Below are 21,202 nucleotides of genomic sequence, written 5' to 3' on the forward strand. Positions count from 1 at the left end.
TAAATGAATACAGCTATGCACATCATGTCAATTCAACATCAGCTAGTATTAGCCATTGGTGAAGAAACTGATTTGAAGAAAATGCTACACACATTCTTGCACCTTGCTGGCCAATGTTTAAATGCAACTAATAGTCATATTTTTATTATGCAAAATAAGCAAGGAATACCTGCTTACCAGCTAAATAAAGAGACTAAAATTAAGCATTTCCTCAGTTTCCCAAGCAGAAAAGAAGGAATTAATTCTAACCAATCATCAGAATTAGCAAAATTAGTAAGTACTTTCTCAGAACATGAAGCCCGCTCTAAAATTCTTCATTTAAATTCAACCTTTTATTATTTTTTCAAACTAAATGAATTTGGCGTTTTTGTTATTGAACGAAAAGATGCGCTTAGCAAAGAAATTCAAAGCGCTTTGCCACAAGTCATTAATAAGCTCACAAACAGTTGTATTGCTTCAATCAATTATCACACGATGGTATTTGAAATAAAAATGCGCAAAGAAGTAGAGGAAAAAATCCGTTATCAGGCCTCTCATGATGATTTAACCGGCTTATATAATAGAATGGAAGTACAACGATGCTTAACTGCAGCAATCAAAGCCACCACTACAGAGAAAAAAACCGGTTATGTGCTATCCATTGATCTAATGAACTTTAAAAGCATCAATGATGCGGTTGGATATCATGTTGGTGATAAAGTACTACGACAAGTAGCAGAAAGAATTAAAAAATCGACAAATAAAGAGACAACGATAGCGATCTTTAATGGTCATGAATTTATTTTAATCATTGATCAATTACCTGCGAATAAAATGAAAGCACAGTTAATTATCGGTGATATTATCGCAGAAATAGTTCATACCATTGAACGCCCTTTTGAATTATCAGAGGGTCACTTCTCTTTATCTTGCTACATTGGCTATGAGCGCTTTACTGATGATAGTAAAACAGCTCAAGATATTATTAAAAATGCTAGTATTGCTATGTATGAAGCATTTAAAAAGGCAAAGGACAAAGCACTCGCTTATAAATTGGTTATGTCTGAACAGCTCAATCAACATATCCGCTATACCAAAGAAATTAAACAGGCCTTAATCAACAACGATTTTGAATTACATTATCAGCCGCAATTTGATCATCTATATAACATGATAGGTGCAGAAGCGTTACTTCGATGGAACCACCCAACTCGAGGCTATGAGTCACCCGCTGTATACATACCTATTGCCGAAGAGAGTGATTTAATTATTGAAATAGGCAATTATGTATTAGAGCAAGCATGCCGAGATATTAAACGGCTAAGGCAAACAGAACTTCCTACCTCTTTTCAGCAGGTATCTATTAATATCAGTGCAAAACAGCTCGTTAAGCGTGATTTTGTAACCAATGTGATTAGCACAGTCAGTAAATATCAAATTCCTCCATCTTCTTTGAAGATAGAGATAACTGAAAGCATTATGATAGGTAATTTAGAGCAGTCTATAACAGGATTAAATACCTTATTAAAATTTGGCGTAGCTTGTGCTATTGATGATTTTGGCACTGGCTATTCATCTTTGGCCTACCTAAAACGTTTACCAGCGAACCTACTTAAAATAGACCGCTCTTTTGTGACAGATATTCATTTAGATCAAAGTAATAAAGCCATTATCAGTATGATTATTCAACTCGCTAAAAGCTTAAGTATGGAAGTAATTGCAGAAGGCGTAGAAACAGAAAAAGAGGTCAATTGTTTAATTGAATTAGGTTGTTACAAATTTCAAGGATATTACTTTAGTCGCCCTATTACCTTTGATAAATTACTCGAATATAAACATTAATAAAAAGCGATTAAGGGTTTAACTTAATCGCTTTTTAGCACAGACTAAATATTAATGCCTAACGTTCAGAGACTTCAAATCTTTGTACAATATCTTTAATTTCTTTACGTTCTAACACATAGTCAATACTGCGTACCAATAGCGGTTTAGACAGCTCATCTTTACTAATCACATCAATGATCTCATTAGAAAGAAACGTTTTATCCATTACAGACTCTTTTTGGCCTGATAGCAGAATAATTGGTGTGTCTATATTCTTAATCTTCATCGCTTTTACAAAATCTTCTGCTGTGTTTGCACCTAATTGGTAATCTAACAAGCATACATCCACTTTCATACGGTCGGCCAACTCAATTGCTTCTTCTAATGTTTTAGCTTCTACAATGGTGTAAGAACGATCTTCAGACTCTTTGAAGTATCTTTGTACACGTAAGCGGTCCACTGCATCATCATCGACGACCATCACTGTCACATGTTGATTTACCTCGATACGGTGATGTAAACGTTTAGAGCGATTTATGAGTAACGTTTTAAACTGCTCTTGTGCTTGCACTAATGCGTTTTCTACAAACTTTAATCTTGAGATATTAGTAATGGTAATAAGCACACCATGCTGTGCTGTTGAACTGATATCGTCACTAACCGCGTAAGGAGCCATACGCAATAAAGCGGTTTGCCCTGCTTTAGTGAGTATATCTTGCTCTACAATTTCTCCCTTAGTGCTAACATTACCAATTTGAGTTAAGAAATCACTGTAATCCAATTCATGAGAAATATGATGGATAGGACGGCCAATATCCGATGTACGCAGATTAATATAATTAGCTGAATGTGGTGTGTACTTACGGATTGTTAAGTTTTCATCTAGGAAAATAATACCTAAATCCGTTGAGTTAATTACGTTATCTAGGTCCATATTCGCTTCTGTTAATTGCGAAATTTTCTCTTGGTATTCACTATTAACTGTATACAGCTCTTCATTTACCGATTGCAACTCTTCATTGGTGCTTTGTAGCTCTTCATTTGAAGACATTAACTCTTCATTAGCAGACTGTAGTTCTTCGTTAGTTGTTTCCAACTCTTCGATAGTAACTTGTAGATGCTCTTGTTTTTTAACCAGCTCTTGCTCTAAGTCATGAATACGCTGTAAAGACTGCTCGCCACCATCAAAGGTAATCGATTTAGGAGACTTTCTTACAACATCTCCCTGTTCATGTACTATAAATTGTAAAATATATGAACGAGGTGAGCTTTGATGCTCACTTTGTTTGACCATGAATACCGCGAGGTCAATAAAGCTTGGTACACCGTCTAAAGTACATGCAACATCACTATAAAAGACATCTTCTTCATTTTTTTCGCTGCGATATAATGCTGTCGAGACTGCAATAGCGAGATCGTCACAGATCATATCTTTTATATTTAAACTAACTTTTCCACGTCCTAAGCCTTTTGTATAAGGCGTCATGTCGCCGTACACATGAACCGCATCAAAGCTATCATTCAATACAACACAGTCAGGCGCATAATGTTCAATTAAACGCTCCATCACTGTATTATATTTATTATTAATGACCATACGTGACTGATGCGTATTCGTTGTAGAGCTCGTTGATACGACAGGAGTCGTAATATTTTGTTTCAATGAGCTAGGTTGCTTCAACGGCAAACGGGCTGCACTGACTTTTTGAAAAATACGTGTGCGTTCATCAACCGTATCGAAATGAACAGCCATATCTCCTAACGATTCAGAATTGCCTAAAAATAAATATCCATATTGCTGCAGAGCAAAATAGAAAGATAAGAAAACTTTCTGTTGCGCATTTTGTTGAAAGTAAATTAATGCATTTCTACAGCTTAGTAGATTGATATTTGAAAAAGGCGGATCTTCAATCATATTATGTTGGGCAAAAATAACCATCTTACGTAGCTTAGCAGATACAACATAAGCATTACCTGTAGGTTCAAAATAACGATTTAATCGACTTTTAGAGATATCTTGTACTATTTCTGCAGCGTAAACACCGGTGCTAGCTTCTGCTATTGCATCTTCATCCACATCCGTTGCAAAGATTTTTACACGACGATCTATTTGATATTTTTCTTTAGCTTCATCAAATAAAATGGCAATAGAATAAGCTTCTTCTCCCGATGAACAGCCTGCGATCCATAAACGAATAGGATCTTTGCCGTTCCCCGATGTCAATATTTTATGTACTGCTACTGTTGTTAATTTATCAAATGCTTCATCATCGCGGAAAAAACGCGTTACATTAATTAATAATTCTTTGCTTAAAATAGAAACTTCTCTAGGGGATTCAGTCAATAAGCGCAAGTAGGCATCAAGGGTCTTTAATTGATTGATCCCTAAGCGTCGCTCGATGCGACGAGATACAGTAGAAGATTTATATTGTGCAAAATTAATTGAAGACTGCTTTTTCAGTATATCGAAAATGTCTTCTAATACCTTGCTATCACCATCTGAGGCAGTAAAAGAACTTACTGGAGCATCACCTTTAATCGATGGATGATTAATAAAATCGACTAGGCTTTTACCCATTTCACTCGGTAACAGCACCATATCTGCTAAACCAGTTTGGTAGGCATTAGTTGGCATACCATCAAATTTTGCAGAATCAGGCTTTTGAACGACAACTAATCCACCCGCCTCCTTCATTGCGCGAATACCACGGGTCCCATCGGTACCTGTGCCTGACAATATAATACCAATGGCTTTATGTTGCTGGTCTTCAGCCAGTGAACGTAAAAATACATCAATCGATAAATGTGGCAAACGGTCTGGCATCTGATCTGACAACAGCAGTTTACCTTCAGTAATAAGCATATTTTTACGAGGAGGCATCAAATAAATAGCATTAGCTTCGATCGTTATACTGTCAGAAACTTCAAATATAGGCATATCGGTGTGCTTTGTTAACAACTCCGACATCATACTCTTATAGTCAGGCGAGAGATGTTGCACCACAATATACGTTGCACCAGTATCACTTGGTAGGTTACCAAAAAACTCTTGTAACGCTTCTAAACCACCCGCTGAAGTACCAATACCAACAACATGTGATGGGGGTATATTTTGTGTATTTTCCGATTGGGTCACGTGTTTCTCACTATTTATGTATGTAAATTAGATGTAACTAATTGTTAATGTTATAGATTACTATTAAGTCGCTAACATTTCGATATCTTTATGCTTTCTCAATAAATCGCATGCATGCTGTTGTGTTAATGGTTTATGAAAGTAATACCCTTGATGACATAAGCAACCGTGTGCCACTAACCAATCTTTAGTGTCAGCATCTTCAACTCCCTCGGCTACTAGGCCTAGGTCTAACATTTTTCCTAGTCCGATAATTGCTAAGACTATTTTTTCAGCCTCATCATCTCGTAAAATATCCATCACAAAACTTTTATCAATTTTAATATAATTTAGTGGCATTTGACGCAATAACCCTAAAGATGAATACCCCGTACCAAAGTCATCAAGCGCAATTAAAAAACCAGCTTTTTTGAGCTTTCTTAAATTCTCTCCAGCAATAGCTGGATCTTGTATAAAAGCCGTTTCAGTGACTTCCAACGTGAACCAACTCGGGTCTACTTTTTCTTTCTTAAATAAGGCAATTACTGAATCAGCAAACTCAATAAAGTGTAATTGTTTAACAGACAAATTAAGGTTAATTTTTTGCGGGAAAGTCAATAAGTTGCGTGCGATCCAGAGTTTAGTTTGTGCAATGACTTGATAAAATAGCCACTCAGAAAAAACTTGGATTAACCCATTCTCTTCCAAAGTAGGAATAAAGGTATCCGGACCAATAACCCCTAATTCATTATTTGACCAACGTGCTAAAGCCTCAAAACCTATTATATTTTCAGTGACAGCTTGAATTAAAGGCTGTAATACAAATGAAAACCCAGATTGATTTAAATTATTTAAATCTGCAGTGAGACAATTTAATAATGATAAATCCTTTTCAAGTGAACTTTCATAAAAACAAAACTGATTTCTTCCAGAATCTTTTGCTTGATATAAAGCTAAATCTGCCTTTCTTAAAATATCACTAGATTCAACATTATGCTCAGTCGCAATAGCAACGCCGACACTACAAGAAAGCACCATTGCATTCCCTTCGACTTTGAAAGGTAGATTAATGGCGGTTACTATTTTATTCGCAATCGGAGCAATAACGCTTTCTGTCATTAAATCGGTAAAGATAATCGCAAATTCATCGCCTCCCAAACGAGCTATCGAATCCTCATCACGAACGACTGATTTCAAACGCTTTGCCACTTCTTGAATCACTAAATCGCCTATATGGTGACCTAACGTATCATTAATATTTTTAAATCTGTCTAAGTCTAAAAACATTAATGCACTAATACCATGACGTGGGACACGAGCAAGAGCTAATGTAAGTCTGTCAGTAAAAAAGGCTCGATTAGATAGGCCAGTTAAGTGATCATAATTTGCCATTTTTTGTAATTTTTTTGAATGCGATCTTTCTTCTGAAATATCTAGCATAGTGAAAATGAAGCCAGTTACTTCAAACCTGTCATTAAACAACCCCACAACATTGATAGAAGCCCATAAACTGCGTCCTGTGATCGAGATGAGTTCTAATTCACTTTTGAAGTTATTGGAATGAGAAATAGCACGTATTATTTCTAATAACAAATCATCCGTATCAATATTTTTAATAGCAGAAAGCCAACCTTGTCCTAATGCTTGATCTTCATTTTGAAGAGTATATTTAGCCCATGTTTTATTAACATATGAGCAATTAAAATCTTTGTCTGTTTGCAATATAGCCATAGGTACTACGCTAGTTAACGCATTAAATCGCTGAACACTAACATTATAAATTTCTTGATTGACAGTAACTTCTGTTCTTTCATTAATCATTAAACCAAAACAATGGCTATTCAAATAACTCACATCAAACAGGTGGATATCGACATAAATAGACTGGTGCTCATTCAAAACTAATTCGATATTTTCCCATTGTTGTTTTTCTAAATGGCCTAAAAAAAAGAATTTAGTAATGGCAGTCAACAGCCGAAAGGCGATACTTGGTAAGGTTCTATTGATTAACTTGTCAATAGAAGGCCACCCACGTTCTAAATTAGAATTAAAAAGCCTTTGAGATGCGAGGTTAGATTTTAGAACTTTAAATTCTTCATTAAAAATAAAAGCGGGATGAAAAGTGTTTTTTAATAAAGATTCAAGAATAAGTTGGCTTTGGCTATCAGATGAGGCACTAAGTTTATTTTCTACTGGTCTAGGGATTGAAGGTTTTAAGCGAATTTTCTGATTCTTTAAAAGCGTGATAGTTGCTAATAAAAAAGGAGTGACATCAATTAAATCTTTAGAACGAACAGATAACTCTATGTTTACTAGCACTATAATGGCATAAATATTATCGTTTTCACCAATAGGAATATAACGTAGATTGTCAATGTACTTATTACTCAATAATCCGTCATTAACTTCTGCTTTGTTGTCAAAAAAATAAGGTACAGGCACACAATCTTTAGCTAGAAAATAATCAGTAAGATCTTTGGTTAACTCATTTTTAATGGGCTCAAACAGCATATCAGGTGTAATTACAACACGTGACTCTAAATTAACATGATGTGTACCCAGTTCATCATCAACCAAAAAGCCTAGAGCATAATCTGATTGATTAATTCTAGAGAGTTTCTCTACACAATGCTCCAAAATGTAGTTATTGGATTTAGTAATTTGCTGTAATTTCAACAAAACCCCTTTCTAACTTAGATATATTGATAGTAATAGACAATATTTTAAATATATAAAAACGATTTAACTTCAATACCTTATTTTGGGAGCATAACGACCCGCCAATAACAATCCAGTAATTTAATGACTTTATCAAAACCAGCCTTAACATCAGATTTAACAATATAACCAGCTATATTCTCGTTATAAGCAGCGACGAGGTCTTGATCCGCAGATGATGTAGTCAGCACAAAAATAATAGAGTCTTTTAACTTCTCATCTTGACGAACTTCCTTTAAAAACTCTACTCCGCCCATGATAGGCATATTTAAATCTAATAAAATTAGATAAGGTCTTGTTAAGGCTCCCGGCTCTCTTAACAAGGCTAAAGCATCCAAACCATTTTTCGCTCTGACAATCTCATTTGCAAATTTTAACTTTTTAAAACCTCTTTCTACTGCTTTAGCATCGATATCATCATCTTCGACTAATAAAACGCTTACTTCGCTATAATCCATAAATACTTGCCTTTTTACATAAAAATTATTGTTCAATCACTTTCTTAGGCCAAGTGAAATAAAAGATACAGCCCTTACCTTCAGCAGACTCGATATCAACATGCCCATTATAATATTCAACTATTTTTTTAATCAACGCTAACCCCATACCACTGCCTTCTGTTTCATCACGAGGTTTTAATGTTTTAAACATTTTAAAAATTTCTTCTTGGTATTGCTCAGAAATACCAGGTCCGTCATCTTTAATACTAAATTGATAAAATTCACCTTTATCTAAGCAACTCACCTGAATTTCGCCCTGGTCTTTGTGATGATGCTTAATAGCATTATTCAGAAAATTACGTATTACCTGTTCGAAAGGCGCTCGGAATGTTGAAAAAACAGGCATTTGATCGTCGATGGTTAAAGAAAAGCTATTTAGAGGTGAAACTAAAACAAAAAGTTCATTTATTAATACACGGCTATCAATTTCAGATACGCTATCTGAACGATGGTTAATTTGAGAGTATTCTAATAAATCATTTAGTAAGCTCTCTAAACGACCAATTCGATTTCTCATCATTTTAAGGTGGTCTGGAATTTCTTCTAAATCTCCCTCTTCTATGTCTTCCATTACCCAAGTAGCCAACTGTTCTATGCCACGTAATGGAGCCTTCAAATCATGAGATGCCACATAAGCAAACTCATCAAGCTCTTTATTGGAACGAGCTAAATCTTCCGCATATGATTGTGCATCAACTTTTGCTTGTTCTGCTTCTTTCATTAGACGTGAAAGTAATATCCGTTGCTTTTCCAACATGTCCACGTTTTCTTTAAGCTGTGAATTTTTATCAGCTAAAGATTGTGTACGTTGCGTTACTTTTTTCTCTAAACTACTATTTTGAGTTTTTAATTGCTCACTTAAATGGATAATACTTCTCGCCCGCTCAATAGAAACAAGAAGAGCATAAATGGCGATTCCCAATAACAGACTAATCGCAATACCGCCAGCTAAAATCCACTTAATAACGGAAGGTGATTCTACACTATCTAATAATTGTTGCTGTAAAGAAACATGCAGCTGCCATTGTCGTTCCGGCACTTTTAAATCATAACTAAAGAAATTAGACTTGGTCTCAGGTCCATATAACAAGTCGACCTTATCAATATCAATGTCTAACAACGTGAGCTCTAGCCCTTTAATATCTGCATATTGTTTAGCACTTTCCATCAAAATGTTAATTTTAAATACACCTGTAACATAGCCTCGAAGTGCATTTATACGCTGTTCTTGAGTATCTATCTCAAAACCTTTTTTATAAACTGGCGCGATAATCAACGCACCAGTAAGATTTTTTGCTTGTTGGACTAAGTTAATTTTTCCTGTGGTTGCCATCTTTCCACTATTTCGAGCTAGCTCTAGTGATTGACGACGAATTTCATTACTGCTTAGATCAAACCCCAATGCTTTTTTATTTGTTTTAATAGAGCTGAAATATGTCACTGGCGTATATTCATCTCTCTCTGGGCTAACAATTAACTGGTTGTTTTCATCTCTTTCTACGATATTAAAATTAGGATGTTCATTTCTTAATCGCGCTAAATATTCACTTTTTTGATTTGATTTTATTAAAGGAACCCAACTTAACGCTTGAATATAGTTGCGGCTTTTTATATCTAAAATATCCATATAACGATTAAAATCGACTTGTGATAACTCTTCCTTTTCGATGCTATAAAATGCTTGTAAACCGCGTAGTTCATTCAGTGATTTATCAATAGAATCTTGAAGATAGGTTAAAACCTGCTTTGCAGTACTTTCAATTTTTAAAGAGGTTTCAGACTTTAATTGGCTCGCTACTTTTAAGGAAATAGAATAAGTACTTAAAATACCAATTAAACTTACCAGTACAGCAACCGTAAGCGACTTTAGGAATACTTTTTTCAATGAAAGATCCTTTAAAAATAAGAGAAAATTCTAGGTTAATTTAAAAACAAAAGCGTTCGAAATGCTTTAAGTTACTAAAAAGTGATTTTACATTAATTAATCAATTAAAAGTATAGCACTAAAAACCCTACCTATTTGAAAGTATAATAGGAAATTCTTTCCTTTTATTTCTGTATTTCTTTTATAGCACTTACATCACCTGACTTGCTGTATCAGATAATGCACAAAGTCAGAGCAGTTCGCACTATCATGTAGCAGAAATAGCTAGATTAAATCATCAACAAAAAACTAACCACTTGGTAAGTAAATGGTTTTAGACTTTTTCCTAATTGGCACGTTGGTTGCAGTACTCATATTAAAGCAATGTATTAGTAATCAATAAATTAAAGACAGCATTTAGTTAATACCAATACACCAGAATTTAAATAACAGTGCATTAAAAAGGGAAATATCATGAAAGCATTAATAATAGGCGCGGGTATCGGCGGTATTTCAGCAGCAGTATCACTTAAACAACAAGGCATTGAATGTGAAGTATTTGAAGCAGTAAAAGAGATAAAACCAGTGGGTGCTGCTATTTCTGTTTGGTGTAACGGTGTGAAATGTATGAATCACCTTGGTATGGGTCATATTATGGATAAGTTGGGTGGTCCGATGCTGAATATGGCTTATCAGGACGGTAAAACCGCAGCGATAATGACGCAATTTAGCCTAGCTCCACTAATTAAAGAAGTTGGTGAACGACCATGTCCTGTGTCACGTGCTGATCTGCAATCTATGATGATCGAGCATTGGGGCAAAAATAAAATTCAATTTGATAAACGCATTGAACGTGTAGAACAAGATCAGCAAGGTGTTACCGCCTACTTTACCGATGGTAGTACTGCTCATGGTGACTTTATGATTGCAGCTGATGGTGCTAACTCTGCTGTACGTTCCTTTGTATTAGGGCACTCTATTGAAAAACGTTATGCGGGTTATGTAAATTGGAATGGATTAATCGACGTTGATACATCGATAGCACCTGCAGACCAATGGACAACCTTTGTTGCCGATGGAAAGCGTATTTCCTTAATGCCTATAGCCGACAACCGCTTCTATTTCTTTTTTGATGTCCCTTTACCGTTAGGTTTGGCAGAAGATCGCAGCACCGTAAAAGATGATCTTAACGGCTATTTCTCAGACTGGGCTGAGCCTGTACAAAAACTTATTCAATCTATTGACCCATCAACCACTAATCGTATTGAGATTCATGATGCAGAACCTTTCACTACCTATGTAGATCAACGCATTGCTTTATTGGGTGACTCAGCCCACCCTACTACTCCAGATATCGGTCAGGGAGGTTGCTCCGCGATGGAAGATGCTGTTGTTCTAGGGCAAGCTTTTGCTACAAGCAAAGATATTCGTACTGCATTATTAAGCTACCAATCCAAGCGAAATCAACGAGCTAAAGATTTAGTACTTAAAGCACGCAAACGTTGCGATGTAACGCATGGTGTTGATATGGAAGTCACTCAATCATGGTATCAAGATCTTAAAAAAGAGACAGGCGAAAATATAATGGCAGGCTTAAAAGAAACGATTACTAGCGGGCCTTTAGGCTAAATAGTCGATACCTTGATCTATCAGTATTAAAATTCATTATTCAACCGACGAGCATGTTTATATTCAGTAATTAGTCATCTGTTTTTAAGCATGTTCACACCCACCATATATAAATAATAAAAGCTTTTTTATTCACTTATTTCAATTAATACCAATCACACTAATTAACTGATCTATTTTACTTGTTAAAACAACTTATTTCTTCGTTGTAATTTTCGCAAATAGAACAACTATTTAATTTAAATTACACCTTGAACTCAGTCATTTTTCCGGCGTAAAATTTAGATCACTTATTTAATGTAATTGGTATAAATATAGTGACTACAAGCCGTTATAAAACCCGTGTATTATCATCTCATATACTTACAAAATAGACTCATACCTACAGGAACAGTCATGAGGAAAAGTAACAAAGGCAGAATAAGAGCCGAAAAGACACAAATAATATTACAAGCTGCTGAAACTGAATTTGTTAAACATGGCTACAAAGGCACAAGTATTCAAGCGATTTCAGATGCAGCTGGGCTACCTAAAGCTAATCTATTATATTATTTCTCTAGCAAAGAAAAATTGTACGATGCACTACTCAAGAATATTATATCTATTTGGAATCAAGCGTTCACTGAAATTAGCGAGCAAGACGACCCAGCCAAAACGCTTGAGCAGTACATACACAGCAAAGTAGAACAAGCGATACACTACCCTAATGCATCTAAAATATTTGCGGCAGAGATCATACAAGGGGCTCCTAACCTTAACGAATACTTACGAATAGAAACTCGAACTTGGCTTAAAGAAAGCTGCAAAATAATCAATAGTTGGATTACACAAGGAAAAATGAAAAAAGTTGATCCTGAAAAGTTAATTTTTTTAATTTGGTCCAGTACACAACATTACGCGACTTACCAAGCGGAGTTATTAATCATTACAGATAAACCACAATATTTGCAAAAAGATATTAATGATATCAGCGCTTTTTTATGCGATATGGTGCTATCTGGTTGCGGCCTCACAGCGAGTAAAAAACCAATAGATCAATAAACTATAAGCTAAGCCTAGCAACATACTAGCAATCGTATATAGCTTAATAACTTTGAAAAGAAGCGCCTCAACAGAAAACATAACTAAGTAGGGAATAAGAAAAAGATAAGAACTATTTATAATGGGCAAAAAAAAACCCTCTAATAATTTAGAGGGTTTAAATAGTTACTTAGTAAGAATTAACGTTCTACAGCAACTTTACGCGTTTCATTGATGTTGATTTCAATGCGACGGTTCATTTTATGAGCTTCAGCAGTGTTGCTTGAATCGATCAGGTTAGTTTCACCGTGACCAACTGGCGTTACACGTGAAGAAGCAATACCGTATTCAGATGTTAATAAGTTAGCAACTGCAACAGCACGTTTTTCAGATAGCTGTTGGTTGTAGCTTGCTTTACCTAATACTGAAGTGTAACCATCAACAGTGATGTCTACATGCGGGTATTGTTTAAGGAAAGCAGCAACATCTGATAATTCAGAGTAGTACTCTGGTTTTACAACAGCTTTGTTGTTATCAAAGTTAACAGCTAAACGGTAAGAAAGTCTTTCTTGTTCAAATACAGTACAACCTACTTCATCTACTTTATCGGTAGTTGGTGTAGCAGGACATTGATCAACACCATCAACAACGCCATCTTTATCTGTGTCAACAACTACAGGAGCAGGTGCTACATATGGTGCAGGCTCTGGTTTTACAGCAACTACTTTTTCGTTAGTATCGAAGAAATAAACTAGACCAACTTGTGCGATTGCATCTGTATGCTTATCTTCGAATTGGTAGTTGGCTTTACCTTCTAAGTAACCTGCGAACTGATCAGTAAAGTATTGACGGTAACCTAAACCAGCGTTAACAGCTGCTTCTGTGTCTGTATCAAAATCAAATGCATTAACACCACCAAGTACGTAGATATTTTGCTCTGTTGGGAAGTACAGTGCATCTAAGCTGTATTTGTTAATACCTTGAATGTTGTCGCCTTCATGTAACTCAGCAGCAAAACGCGTGTAAGATAAACGAAGCTCTACAGGTGCAGACAGACGGTAACCTAATTCAACACCAATACCACCTGAACGAGTGAATTGGTTGTCTGATGGGTCTAAACGGTCATTATCAGCTTTCATGTATGCACCATGAATACCACCGTAGTAGTTACCAACTAGTGTCTCAGCATCTGGTTGGTCTGCAGCATTAACAGCGCTAAATTGAGTAAGTAAAAGCGTGCTAACAAGAAGAGAGGTTTTATGTTTCATCATTTCTATATCCATTTGATTAGTTAATTGTCCGATAAAGCATTTAAATATTTAATTAAATGTGATTACAAGCACAACAAAAAAATAAAAAATTTAACAAAAAATATCATGTTGAAAATTTGTTTGCAAATTAAATATTTGGGAAGGCTAAATAAATAACACTTCACAAAGGTCCTTTAAAAAAGTTCTATATATCTAATTATTTTATGACAGTTAGTATATAAATACTTTCTCACGAAATAAAAAATATATTAATAAAACAGACCAGCAATAACCAAAAAGAGGTAAAAATAATCAATTGTTTTTGCATAAAAAAGCATAACAAACAAAAACATAACTCTCTGACCAAGCAGCGTTTCATAAGAACAATCTATTATAAAAGTAAAGTCTTTAAAGTCATAACACTTTATACAATATTTAAAGAACTTTTGAGCAGTAGATAACCGCCCCAAAAGAAATACGTACCAACTATCAATTTAGTTCACTATTATTTACGCACTTAGTATAAATATGACTTACCTCTATTAAACATGTAAAAGCAATGAGTTATCGCGACCACTGTTAGTTAGGTTGATATCTATATTAGTAAAAAATAAACAAGCTATTTTTAATTTGTATAGCCGTTTGGTATTTTTACTTGTCGAAATAATTAGCGTTTTTCTAATTTAAATAGGTCGGTGCGCCTATCTTTCAAGTTTTTGACACTACCAAACTGATGGAGTTCCCTTAATAAGTAAAGATCTACATCTGCAATTAAAATCATTTCAGTATTTGGGGTTGCTTCGGCCTTAATACCATTAGCAGGAAAAGCAAAATCACAAGGTGTAAACACAGCTGATTGTGCGTATTGAATATCCATGTTGTGTACTTTAGGTAAATTCCCTACTCCACCGGCAATAGCAACATAACATTCATTCTCAATGGCACGGGCTTGTGAACAAGCTCTAACACGAGAGTAACCATTTTGAGTATCAGTCAAAAAAGGAACAAATAGGATATCCATTCCTTCATCGGCTAAGATACGGCTTAATTCTGGAAACTCTGAGTCATAACACACTAATATGCCTATCTTTCCACAGTCAGTATCAAAGGCTTTAAGTTGGTGGCCTCCTTCCATACCCCATACTTTCGTTTCATCAGGAGTAACGTGCAATTTTTCAAAGCGTTCTTTGGTACCATCTCGACGACATAAGTACCCAACATTATACAGTCGGTCATCAACTATTTCAGGCATACTGCCGGTAATTATATTAATGTTGTAGCTAATCGCTAAATCAGTAAACTTTTGCACTATCGTATCCGTGTATTTAGCTAATTCACGAATTGCTTGTGGCTCACTGATATGATTGTTTTCAGCCATTAACGGCGCATTAAAGAACTCAGGAAAAAGTGCAAAGTCAGAATGATAACTTGCTACTGCATCCACAAAATACTCAGCTTGCTCCATGAGCTCATCAAAGTCTTTATAAGGACGCATTTGCCACTGAATTAATCCAAGGCGTACTAATTTTTTAGTTGGAATGGTTTGTTTATTTGGCTTTTCATAATAAATATTGCTCCACTTTAGTAACACAGCGTAGTCATTGGAGCCTTTATCCCCTTCCAAGTAACCTTTAATAATTCTGGCAGGGTAAAAATCGTTAGATATTTGAAAGTTTAATACCGGGTCATGTATCTCTTTACGTTTTACCTTCTCAATGTATTCTTTCGGTGAAATTTGTTCAGAGTATTTATGGTAATTAGGGATGCGCCCACCAAAAGTGATGCCTTTCAAGTTTGCTCTTTCGCATAACTCTTTTCGGTAATCGTATAAACGTCTACCTAATCTTAACCCTCTAAACTCAGGCTTAATAAAAACATCCACACCGTATAAGGTGTCACCATAACTACGGTGTGTGTTAAAGGTATCGTTACCAGTAATTTCGTTGTAAGTATGGCTATCATCGAAGGCAGCATAATCCACTTTAATCGACAACGCACATCCAGCAATCTGTTCATTTACTTTTATAACAACTTGCCCTTCAGGAAACTTATCAATTAAAAACTTAATTTGATGCTCTTCTCGGTAGGGATCATCTAATGTGGTATAAGCTTCAATCATAATTTGTTTAAGTTCTTGATAATCATCAAGGCTTAATAATGACAATTCAATATTTTCTATATTTTGCATGATAAGACCTACTAAAATTTAAATATTTAACTCGAATCTACTCAACTGGCATATACAGCGCCTGTAAAAGGCGCCATATAGAGTGCTTACTTTATTACCTAAATCGATTGTTAAACTTCAATATACTATTGAAATACATTAATAAACACACCTTTATGTATTCTATATCCCTCCTCTAATACTGCATAAATAAACAACCATAATTGCCCTCAAACAGTGCAACGATTGCACCAGATTAAGATAAATTGAGAACAATTTTTCTATTTAACTAACGTACAGAAACTAAGTTAATGTTTTAAAAGATCTTTTAAATATACAAACTAAGTGGCACAATCGTTGCAGAATAAAACCGATTAGTTTCAATCGTTTCATTTTATAAAACATGGAGATAAAAGATGAAATTTTTAAAGGTTCTATCTAGTGTGGTTTTATCAACAACATTGCTTTTTTCTGCTAATTCAGTGCAAGCAGATAAATTGTCGGACATTAAACAAGCATCGGTACTAAAAGTAGCTGTGCCACAAGACTTTCCACCTTTTGGGTCTGTTGGGACAGATTTACAGCCGCAGGGTTATGATATTGATATGGCTAAATATTTAGCAAAAGAACTTAATGTTAAGTTAGAACTTATTCCGGTTACTAGTGCTAACCGTATCCCTTATTTACAAACAGGCAAGGTAGATTTAGTTATCTCAAGTATGGGTAAAAACCCTGCTCGAGAAAAAGTAGTCGACTTCAGTGAAGCCTACGCACCATTTTTCTTAGGTGTATTTGGTACTGCATCAGAAGATGTAACAGATGCGGCTGGGTTAGCCGATAAAACAGTAGGTGTAACACGTGGTTCAGTTGAGGATTTAGAATTAAGTAAACTAGTGCCAGAGGGTGCAACCATTAAACGTTTTGAAGATAATAACAGCACATTATCTGCATTTTTATCGGGTCAAGTTAGCCTAATTGCAACGGGTAACTTAGTCGTCACTGAAATTGCAACTCGTTACCCAGATAAAGCACCTGAAACTAAGTTCTTACTTCATAACTCACCATGTTATGTAGGCGTTATGAAAGGTGAAGATGAGTTATTAACAGAAGTTAATCGCTTAATTCAAGCAGCAAAACAAAATGATGTTTTAGAGGACTTATCGCAAAAGTGGTTAAAAGCACCTTTCCCTGCTGATTTGAAGTCATAGGTTATACATAATTATGAGCTACCAACTTGATTTTCCAAGTTTAGTTCCTTTCCTGCCGCAATTTGCGGCAGGATTATGGGCAACAATAGAATTAACCGTAATTTCCACTTTAGGCGGGCTACTCCTCGGTACATTATGCGCTCAAGGCCGCATTAGTAAGGATGCATGGTTAAGAACAATTTGTTCTTGCTATGTTGAGGTTATCCGCAATACCCCCTTTATCGTACAACTATTTTTTATCTTTTTTGGACTACCCGCTTTAGGTTTTAAATTATCTGCTTGGGAGGCAGGTGTTATTGCAATGGTCATTAACCTCGGTGCTTATAGTACAGAGATAATTAGAGCCGGTATTGATGCAGCCCCTAGAGGGCAATGGGAAGCAGGGCAAACCTTAGGGCTAACTCGACGTCAGGTTTTTTGGCATATTATTTTACCGCCAGCTTATCAACGAGTTTACCCTGCCATTGCCAGTCAATGCATCATCGTTATGTTAGGTTCTTCAGTTGTATCTCAAATTTCAGTTGAAGAGTTAACCTTCTCGGCAAACTTTATCCAGTCTCGTACTTTCTTAAGTTTTGAGTCCTATATAGTCGCTGCATTAGTGTATCTATTACTAGCTATTTTAATGCGTCAAACTTTTGCATTAGTTAAACGCTTAACTTTCAAAAACCCATCTTTATAGGAGGATTCTAAAATGATGCAATTTACTGATTGGGATATTTTAAGAAACCTTCTTCTAGCTGCTCGCTGGACTATTTTATTGTCCTTGATGGCGTTTCTAGGCGGTGGAGTATTTGGCTTAGCATTAACATTATTAAGAAGCATGCGAAACACTGTGATTACACGCTTAATCCAAGGCTATGTTGAAGTGTTTCAAGGTATTCCCTTATTAATGCAATTATTCCTGACCTTTTTTGGGCTGTCTCTAATTGGCTTGGAAGTCGATGCATGGAGTGCAGCAGTTATTTCACTGACTCTTTTTAGTAGTGCGTTTTTCCATGATATTTGGCGAGGTTGTATTGAAGCATTGCCAAAAGGTCAATGGGAAGCATGCCGCACATTAGGGTTAAGTTACTTACAAACCATGCGTTATGTAATTGTTCCACAAGCCATGCGAATGTCGATTGCTCCTACTGTCGGATTTTCTGTTCAAATTGTAAAAGGAACCGCCCTAGCCTCTGTGATCGGCTTCGTAGAACTAACTAAAGCAGGCACCATGATCAACAACGCCGTTTTTCAACCATTTAAAGTGTTTGCGTTTGTGGCACTTTTATACTTTTTAATCTGTTTTCCACTATCTTTATTAGCTCGTTATTTGGAGAAAAAAAATCATGCCGCTCGTTAGTCTGGATAAAGTCCATAAATATTATGGTGACAACCATGTTTTAAAAGGTATTGATCTTAAAGTAGAAGCAGGTGAGGTTGTCTCTATTATAGGTAGAAGTGGTTCAGGCAAAAGCACACTTCTTCGTTGTATGAATGGTCTAGAGCAATATCAAAAAGGTGGGGTTGTTGTTGATAACCAATCTGTTGAAGATGATGAATACAAGCTACGTTTATTAAGTCGTAGTGTAGGAATGGTTTTCCAAAGCTTTAATTTATTTCCTCACATGACAGTGGGGCAGAATGTAATGCTCGCGACCAAGCTCGTGTTGAAGAAATCTGCAATAGAAAGTCAAAAATTAACAGAAGAGCTACTGGAAAAAGTGGGATTATCAGATAAATTTTCAGCTTACCCTGGAAACTTATCTGGCGGACAACAACAACGAGTCGCCATTGCACGTTCTTTAGCTATGTCTCCTAAAGTTTTATTATGTGATGAAATTACATCAGCCTTAGACCCTGAGCTGGTTGGCGAAGTATTAAAAGTTTTAGAGCAATTAAAAGTTGAAGGTATGACACTGATTTTAGTAACACATGAAATGAATTTCGCTCGAGATGTAGGTGATCGAGTTGTATTCATGAATCAAGGTAAGGTTTGGGAAACTGGTGCCAGTGATGAAATTTTCGCAAACCCACAAACGGAAGAATTAAAAAGCTTTCTTGCAGCTGTAAGGTAATCAATGACAAACAACAACCACTCTCTTACTGATCGTATTAACCGCCATTACGCGGAGTTAACACCAAATAGTCGTCGTTTAGCCGATTACTTGTTACTTAATCCAGAAAAAGTGTTGATCATGTCGACAAATGAAATTGCTGAATCCTGTGCAGTTTCAAAAACCAGTGTCAGCCGTTTCATACGTCGCCTCGGTTATGCTGATCATTTATCGTTACGTAATGAGTTATTAGAAGTACGAGAAAGTGGTGAGCCTGTTTTGACTGCGCTGCATGAAGACTGCGATTTTCATCAAGACATTCAAGGGCTACAACAGTTAAAAAATCAATTAGAAAGTACTTCTCTGCAACCTATTACTGAACAACTTGCAAAAGCACCGCGAATCAAAGTGATTGGATACCGCAACAGTTATCCATTAGCAATGCATTTTCGTCAGCAGCTTATGCAATGTCGTGGACATGTAGAGCTATTACCTGTTCCAGGACAAACCATCGGAGAAGATCTCGCCTCTATAGATGAGGATGATTTTGTCGTCATCATCGGTATTAGACGTAGAGTAAAGAAATTTTCAAAGTTACTTGAACAATTACAGAGTAACAAAGTATTACTAATCACAGATCAATCCGGACAAAAATATGCAGGACAGGCAACACACCTTTTAGTGTGTCACATGAATAACGAAACACCGCTAGATAGCTATGCTGTGCCGAGTAGTTTAATCGCCCATCTAGTTAATAATACTTACCAACTTCTAAAAGGAAACGCTACTAAAGTCAGCAGTAAAATAAGTGCTAATTACGCTAATCTCAATGAATTAGAGTAATCAATAACATGATAAAAACAAGGTCGTTAAATTAATATGAATATTATAAATAAGCTTAAAAAAGAATGGTTTTTAGTTGGTATGGTTGTAGCAATTGCGCTTGCTACAGTAAGTGCTGACTTAGGGAAAAGCGGAGGTCTTATTCACCTCGACAAAATAACAGGGATTGGTGTTGCCATTGTCTTCTTTTTACATGGTTTAGGATTGTCTCCTACAGCAATTAAAGCTGGTATTAGTAATTGGCGCATGCACATCTATATTCAGGTCGCTACATTCGTTGCTTATCCTTTATTGTGGGTGATCTTCGGAGATCTATTTTTAGCTTATATGCCTGCTGCACTTGCTTTTGGTTTTTGCTATCTATTTGTTTTACCAAGCACAATATCTTCTTCAGTAGCAATGACAAGTGTAGGTAAAGGCAATGTACCTGGCGCAATATTTAATGCTTCTTTATCAAGTATTTTAGGTATCTTTATCACGCCATTGTTAATTCAATTATTCATGGGCTTTGAAGGTGTTGAATTAGATTTAATGGCCTCTATTATCTCTATCTCAAAACTACTGCTATTGCCGATGATTTTGGGGCAATTAGCACGCCCTCTATTATTAAAATTTGCAGAGAAACATAAATCAATTGTTAATAAGGTCGATAAATATGTGATTTTATTAATTGTATATAACGCTTTCTGTGACTCTATCGTCAATGGTATCTGGAGTTCATTCTCATTAGAGATGCTAATTACTGTATTTGTCTTATGCGTAGTGATTTTATTAATCATGGTTCACCTTATTCAATGGGGAGCTCGCCGCAGTAAGTTTGCATTAGCAGATGAGGTTGCAGCAGTCTTTTGTGGAACTAAAAAAACCTTGGCGGCTGGCATTCCAATGGCAACGGTTATTTTTGGGAGTGACCCTAAACTGGGCATGATCTTATTACCGATCATGCTATATCACCCAATTCAAATTTTTTACTGTGCCATGTTGGCTAGTCGTTACGCAGCACAAGCAGAGTCAGTAACTAAAGCCTCGATTTAAAAGGAGCAGGG

Annotated in this window: 15 protein-coding genes; 9 read left to right on the forward strand and 6 right to left on the reverse strand. The window is 35.8% G+C overall.

What is annotated here, in order from left to right:
- Positions 1-3 precede the first annotated feature (3 nt).
- Positions 4-1,821 (forward strand): putative bifunctional diguanylate cyclase/phosphodiesterase, encoded by a 1,818-nt coding sequence (locus V5290_RS10745; RefSeq protein ID WP_333385270.1) that lies wholly within the window; start codon positions 4-6, stop codon positions 1,819-1,821.
- 58 nt (positions 1,822-1,879) lie between these two features.
- On the opposite strand, the gene V5290_RS10750 is transcribed toward V5290_RS10745, so the two are convergent.
- From V5290_RS10750 to V5290_RS10765, 4 genes are all read right to left on the reverse strand, one after another.
- Complete coding sequence (locus V5290_RS10750; RefSeq protein WP_333385273.1) at positions 1,880-4,939, reverse strand: chemotaxis protein CheB; 3,060 nt, start codon at positions 4,937-4,939, stop codon at positions 1,880-1,882.
- A 63-nt stretch (positions 4,940-5,002) separates the two neighbouring features.
- Complete coding sequence (locus tag V5290_RS10755) at positions 5,003-7,594, reverse strand: putative bifunctional diguanylate cyclase/phosphodiesterase (RefSeq protein ID WP_333385276.1); 2,592 nt, start codon at positions 7,592-7,594, stop codon at positions 5,003-5,005.
- Positions 7,595-7,674: 80 nt separating this feature from the next.
- Entirely contained in the window at positions 7,675-8,094 is a 420-nt protein-coding gene (locus V5290_RS10760) for a response regulator (protein WP_333385279.1), read from the reverse strand.
- A gap of 25 nt (positions 8,095-8,119) precedes the next feature.
- Positions 8,120-10,021 (reverse strand): sensor histidine kinase, encoded by a 1,902-nt coding sequence (locus tag V5290_RS10765; protein WP_333385282.1) that lies wholly within the window; start codon positions 10,019-10,021, stop codon positions 8,120-8,122.
- Positions 10,022-10,474: 453 nt separating this feature from the next.
- Here V5290_RS10765 and hpxO point away from each other — a divergent pair, with 453 nt between their 5' ends.
- Together hpxO and V5290_RS10775 are read left to right on the forward strand one after the other, a co-directional pair.
- Positions 10,475-11,629 carry an FAD-dependent urate hydroxylase HpxO gene (hpxO, locus tag V5290_RS10770; protein ID WP_333385284.1) on the forward strand — a complete coding sequence of 385 codons (1,155 nt, stop codon included), beginning with the start codon at positions 10,475-10,477 and terminating at the stop codon, positions 11,627-11,629.
- A 396-nt stretch (positions 11,630-12,025) separates the two neighbouring features.
- Positions 12,026-12,670 (forward strand): TetR family transcriptional regulator C-terminal domain-containing protein, encoded by a 645-nt coding sequence (locus tag V5290_RS10775; RefSeq protein WP_333385287.1) that lies wholly within the window; start codon positions 12,026-12,028, stop codon positions 12,668-12,670.
- Between the two features lie 179 nt (positions 12,671-12,849).
- Here V5290_RS10775 and V5290_RS10780 read toward each other — a convergent pair whose 3' ends face one another.
- On the reverse strand, positions 12,850-13,920 hold the full coding sequence (locus V5290_RS10780; RefSeq protein ID WP_333385290.1) for an OmpA family protein: 1,071 nt from the start codon (positions 13,918-13,920) through the stop codon (positions 12,850-12,852).
- A 646-nt stretch (positions 13,921-14,566) separates the two neighbouring features.
- Positions 14,567-16,087 carry a carbon-nitrogen hydrolase family protein gene (locus tag V5290_RS10785; RefSeq protein WP_333385293.1) on the reverse strand — a complete coding sequence of 507 codons (1,521 nt, stop codon included), beginning with the start codon at positions 16,085-16,087 and terminating at the stop codon, positions 14,567-14,569.
- A 395-nt stretch (positions 16,088-16,482) separates the two neighbouring features.
- Here V5290_RS10785 and V5290_RS10790 point away from each other — a divergent pair, with 395 nt between their 5' ends.
- From V5290_RS10790 to V5290_RS10815, 6 genes are read left to right on the forward strand one after another with little or no spacing between them, the layout of a single operon-like run.
- Positions 16,483-17,274, forward strand: coding sequence for a transporter substrate-binding domain-containing protein (locus V5290_RS10790; protein ID WP_333385296.1), 792 nt, complete (start codon positions 16,483-16,485; stop codon positions 17,272-17,274).
- Positions 17,275-17,287: 13 nt separating this feature from the next.
- Entirely contained in the window at positions 17,288-17,956 is a 669-nt protein-coding gene (locus tag V5290_RS10795) for an amino acid ABC transporter permease (RefSeq protein WP_333385299.1), read from the forward strand.
- Positions 17,957-17,968: 12 nt separating this feature from the next.
- On the forward strand, positions 17,969-18,619 hold the full coding sequence (locus V5290_RS10800) for an amino acid ABC transporter permease (protein ID WP_333385301.1): 651 nt from the start codon (positions 17,969-17,971) through the stop codon (positions 18,617-18,619).
- On the forward strand, positions 18,606-19,334 hold the full coding sequence (locus V5290_RS10805; RefSeq protein ID WP_333385304.1) for an amino acid ABC transporter ATP-binding protein: 729 nt from the start codon (positions 18,606-18,608) through the stop codon (positions 19,332-19,334). The genes V5290_RS10800 and V5290_RS10805 overlap by 14 nt, the downstream gene beginning before the upstream one ends.
- Positions 19,335-19,337: 3 nt before the next feature.
- On the forward strand, positions 19,338-20,156 hold the full coding sequence (locus V5290_RS10810) for a MurR/RpiR family transcriptional regulator (RefSeq protein WP_333385307.1): 819 nt from the start codon (positions 19,338-19,340) through the stop codon (positions 20,154-20,156).
- A 36-nt stretch (positions 20,157-20,192) separates the two neighbouring features.
- Complete coding sequence (locus V5290_RS10815; RefSeq protein WP_333385310.1) at positions 20,193-21,191, forward strand: bile acid:sodium symporter family protein; 999 nt, start codon at positions 20,193-20,195, stop codon at positions 21,189-21,191.
- Positions 21,192-21,202: the final 11 nt, after the last annotated feature.

The organism is Psychromonas arctica, from assembly GCF_036697365.1.
Classification (GTDB): domain Bacteria; phylum Pseudomonadota; class Gammaproteobacteria; order Enterobacterales; family Psychromonadaceae; genus Psychromonas; species Psychromonas arctica_A.

Excerpts from the sequence above, each read along its gene's own strand:
- V5290_RS10790 (WP_333385296.1), top strand. The coding sequence starts at position 16,483 with ATGAAATTTTTAAAGGTTCTATCTAGTGTGGTTTTATCAACAACATTG.
- V5290_RS10815 (WP_333385310.1), top strand. The coding sequence starts at position 20,193 with ATGAATATTATAAATAAGCTTAAAAAAGAATGGTTTTTAGTTGGTATG.
- V5290_RS10810 (WP_333385307.1), top strand. The coding sequence starts at position 19,338 with ATGACAAACAACAACCACTCTCTTACTGATCGTATTAACCGCCATTAC.
- V5290_RS10800 (WP_333385301.1), top strand. The coding sequence starts at position 17,969 with ATGATGCAATTTACTGATTGGGATATTTTAAGAAACCTTCTTCTAGCT.
- V5290_RS10795 (WP_333385299.1), top strand. The coding sequence starts at position 17,288 with ATGAGCTACCAACTTGATTTTCCAAGTTTAGTTCCTTTCCTGCCGCAA.
- V5290_RS10805 (WP_333385304.1), top strand. The coding sequence starts at position 18,606 with ATGCCGCTCGTTAGTCTGGATAAAGTCCATAAATATTATGGTGACAAC.
- V5290_RS10780 (WP_333385290.1), bottom strand. The coding sequence starts at position 13,920 with ATGATGAAACATAAAACCTCTCTTCTTGTTAGCACGCTTTTACTTACT.
- V5290_RS10775 (WP_333385287.1), top strand. The coding sequence starts at position 12,026 with ATGAGGAAAAGTAACAAAGGCAGAATAAGAGCCGAAAAGACACAAATA.
- hpxO (WP_333385284.1), top strand. The coding sequence starts at position 10,475 with ATGAAAGCATTAATAATAGGCGCGGGTATCGGCGGTATTTCAGCAGCA.
- V5290_RS10760 (WP_333385279.1), bottom strand. The coding sequence starts at position 8,094 with ATGGATTATAGCGAAGTAAGCGTTTTATTAGTCGAAGATGATGATATC.
- V5290_RS10745 (WP_333385270.1), top strand. The coding sequence starts at position 4 with ATGAATACAGCTATGCACATCATGTCAATTCAACATCAGCTAGTATTA.
- V5290_RS10785 (WP_333385293.1), bottom strand. The coding sequence starts at position 16,087 with ATGCAAAATATAGAAAATATTGAATTGTCATTATTAAGCCTTGATGAT.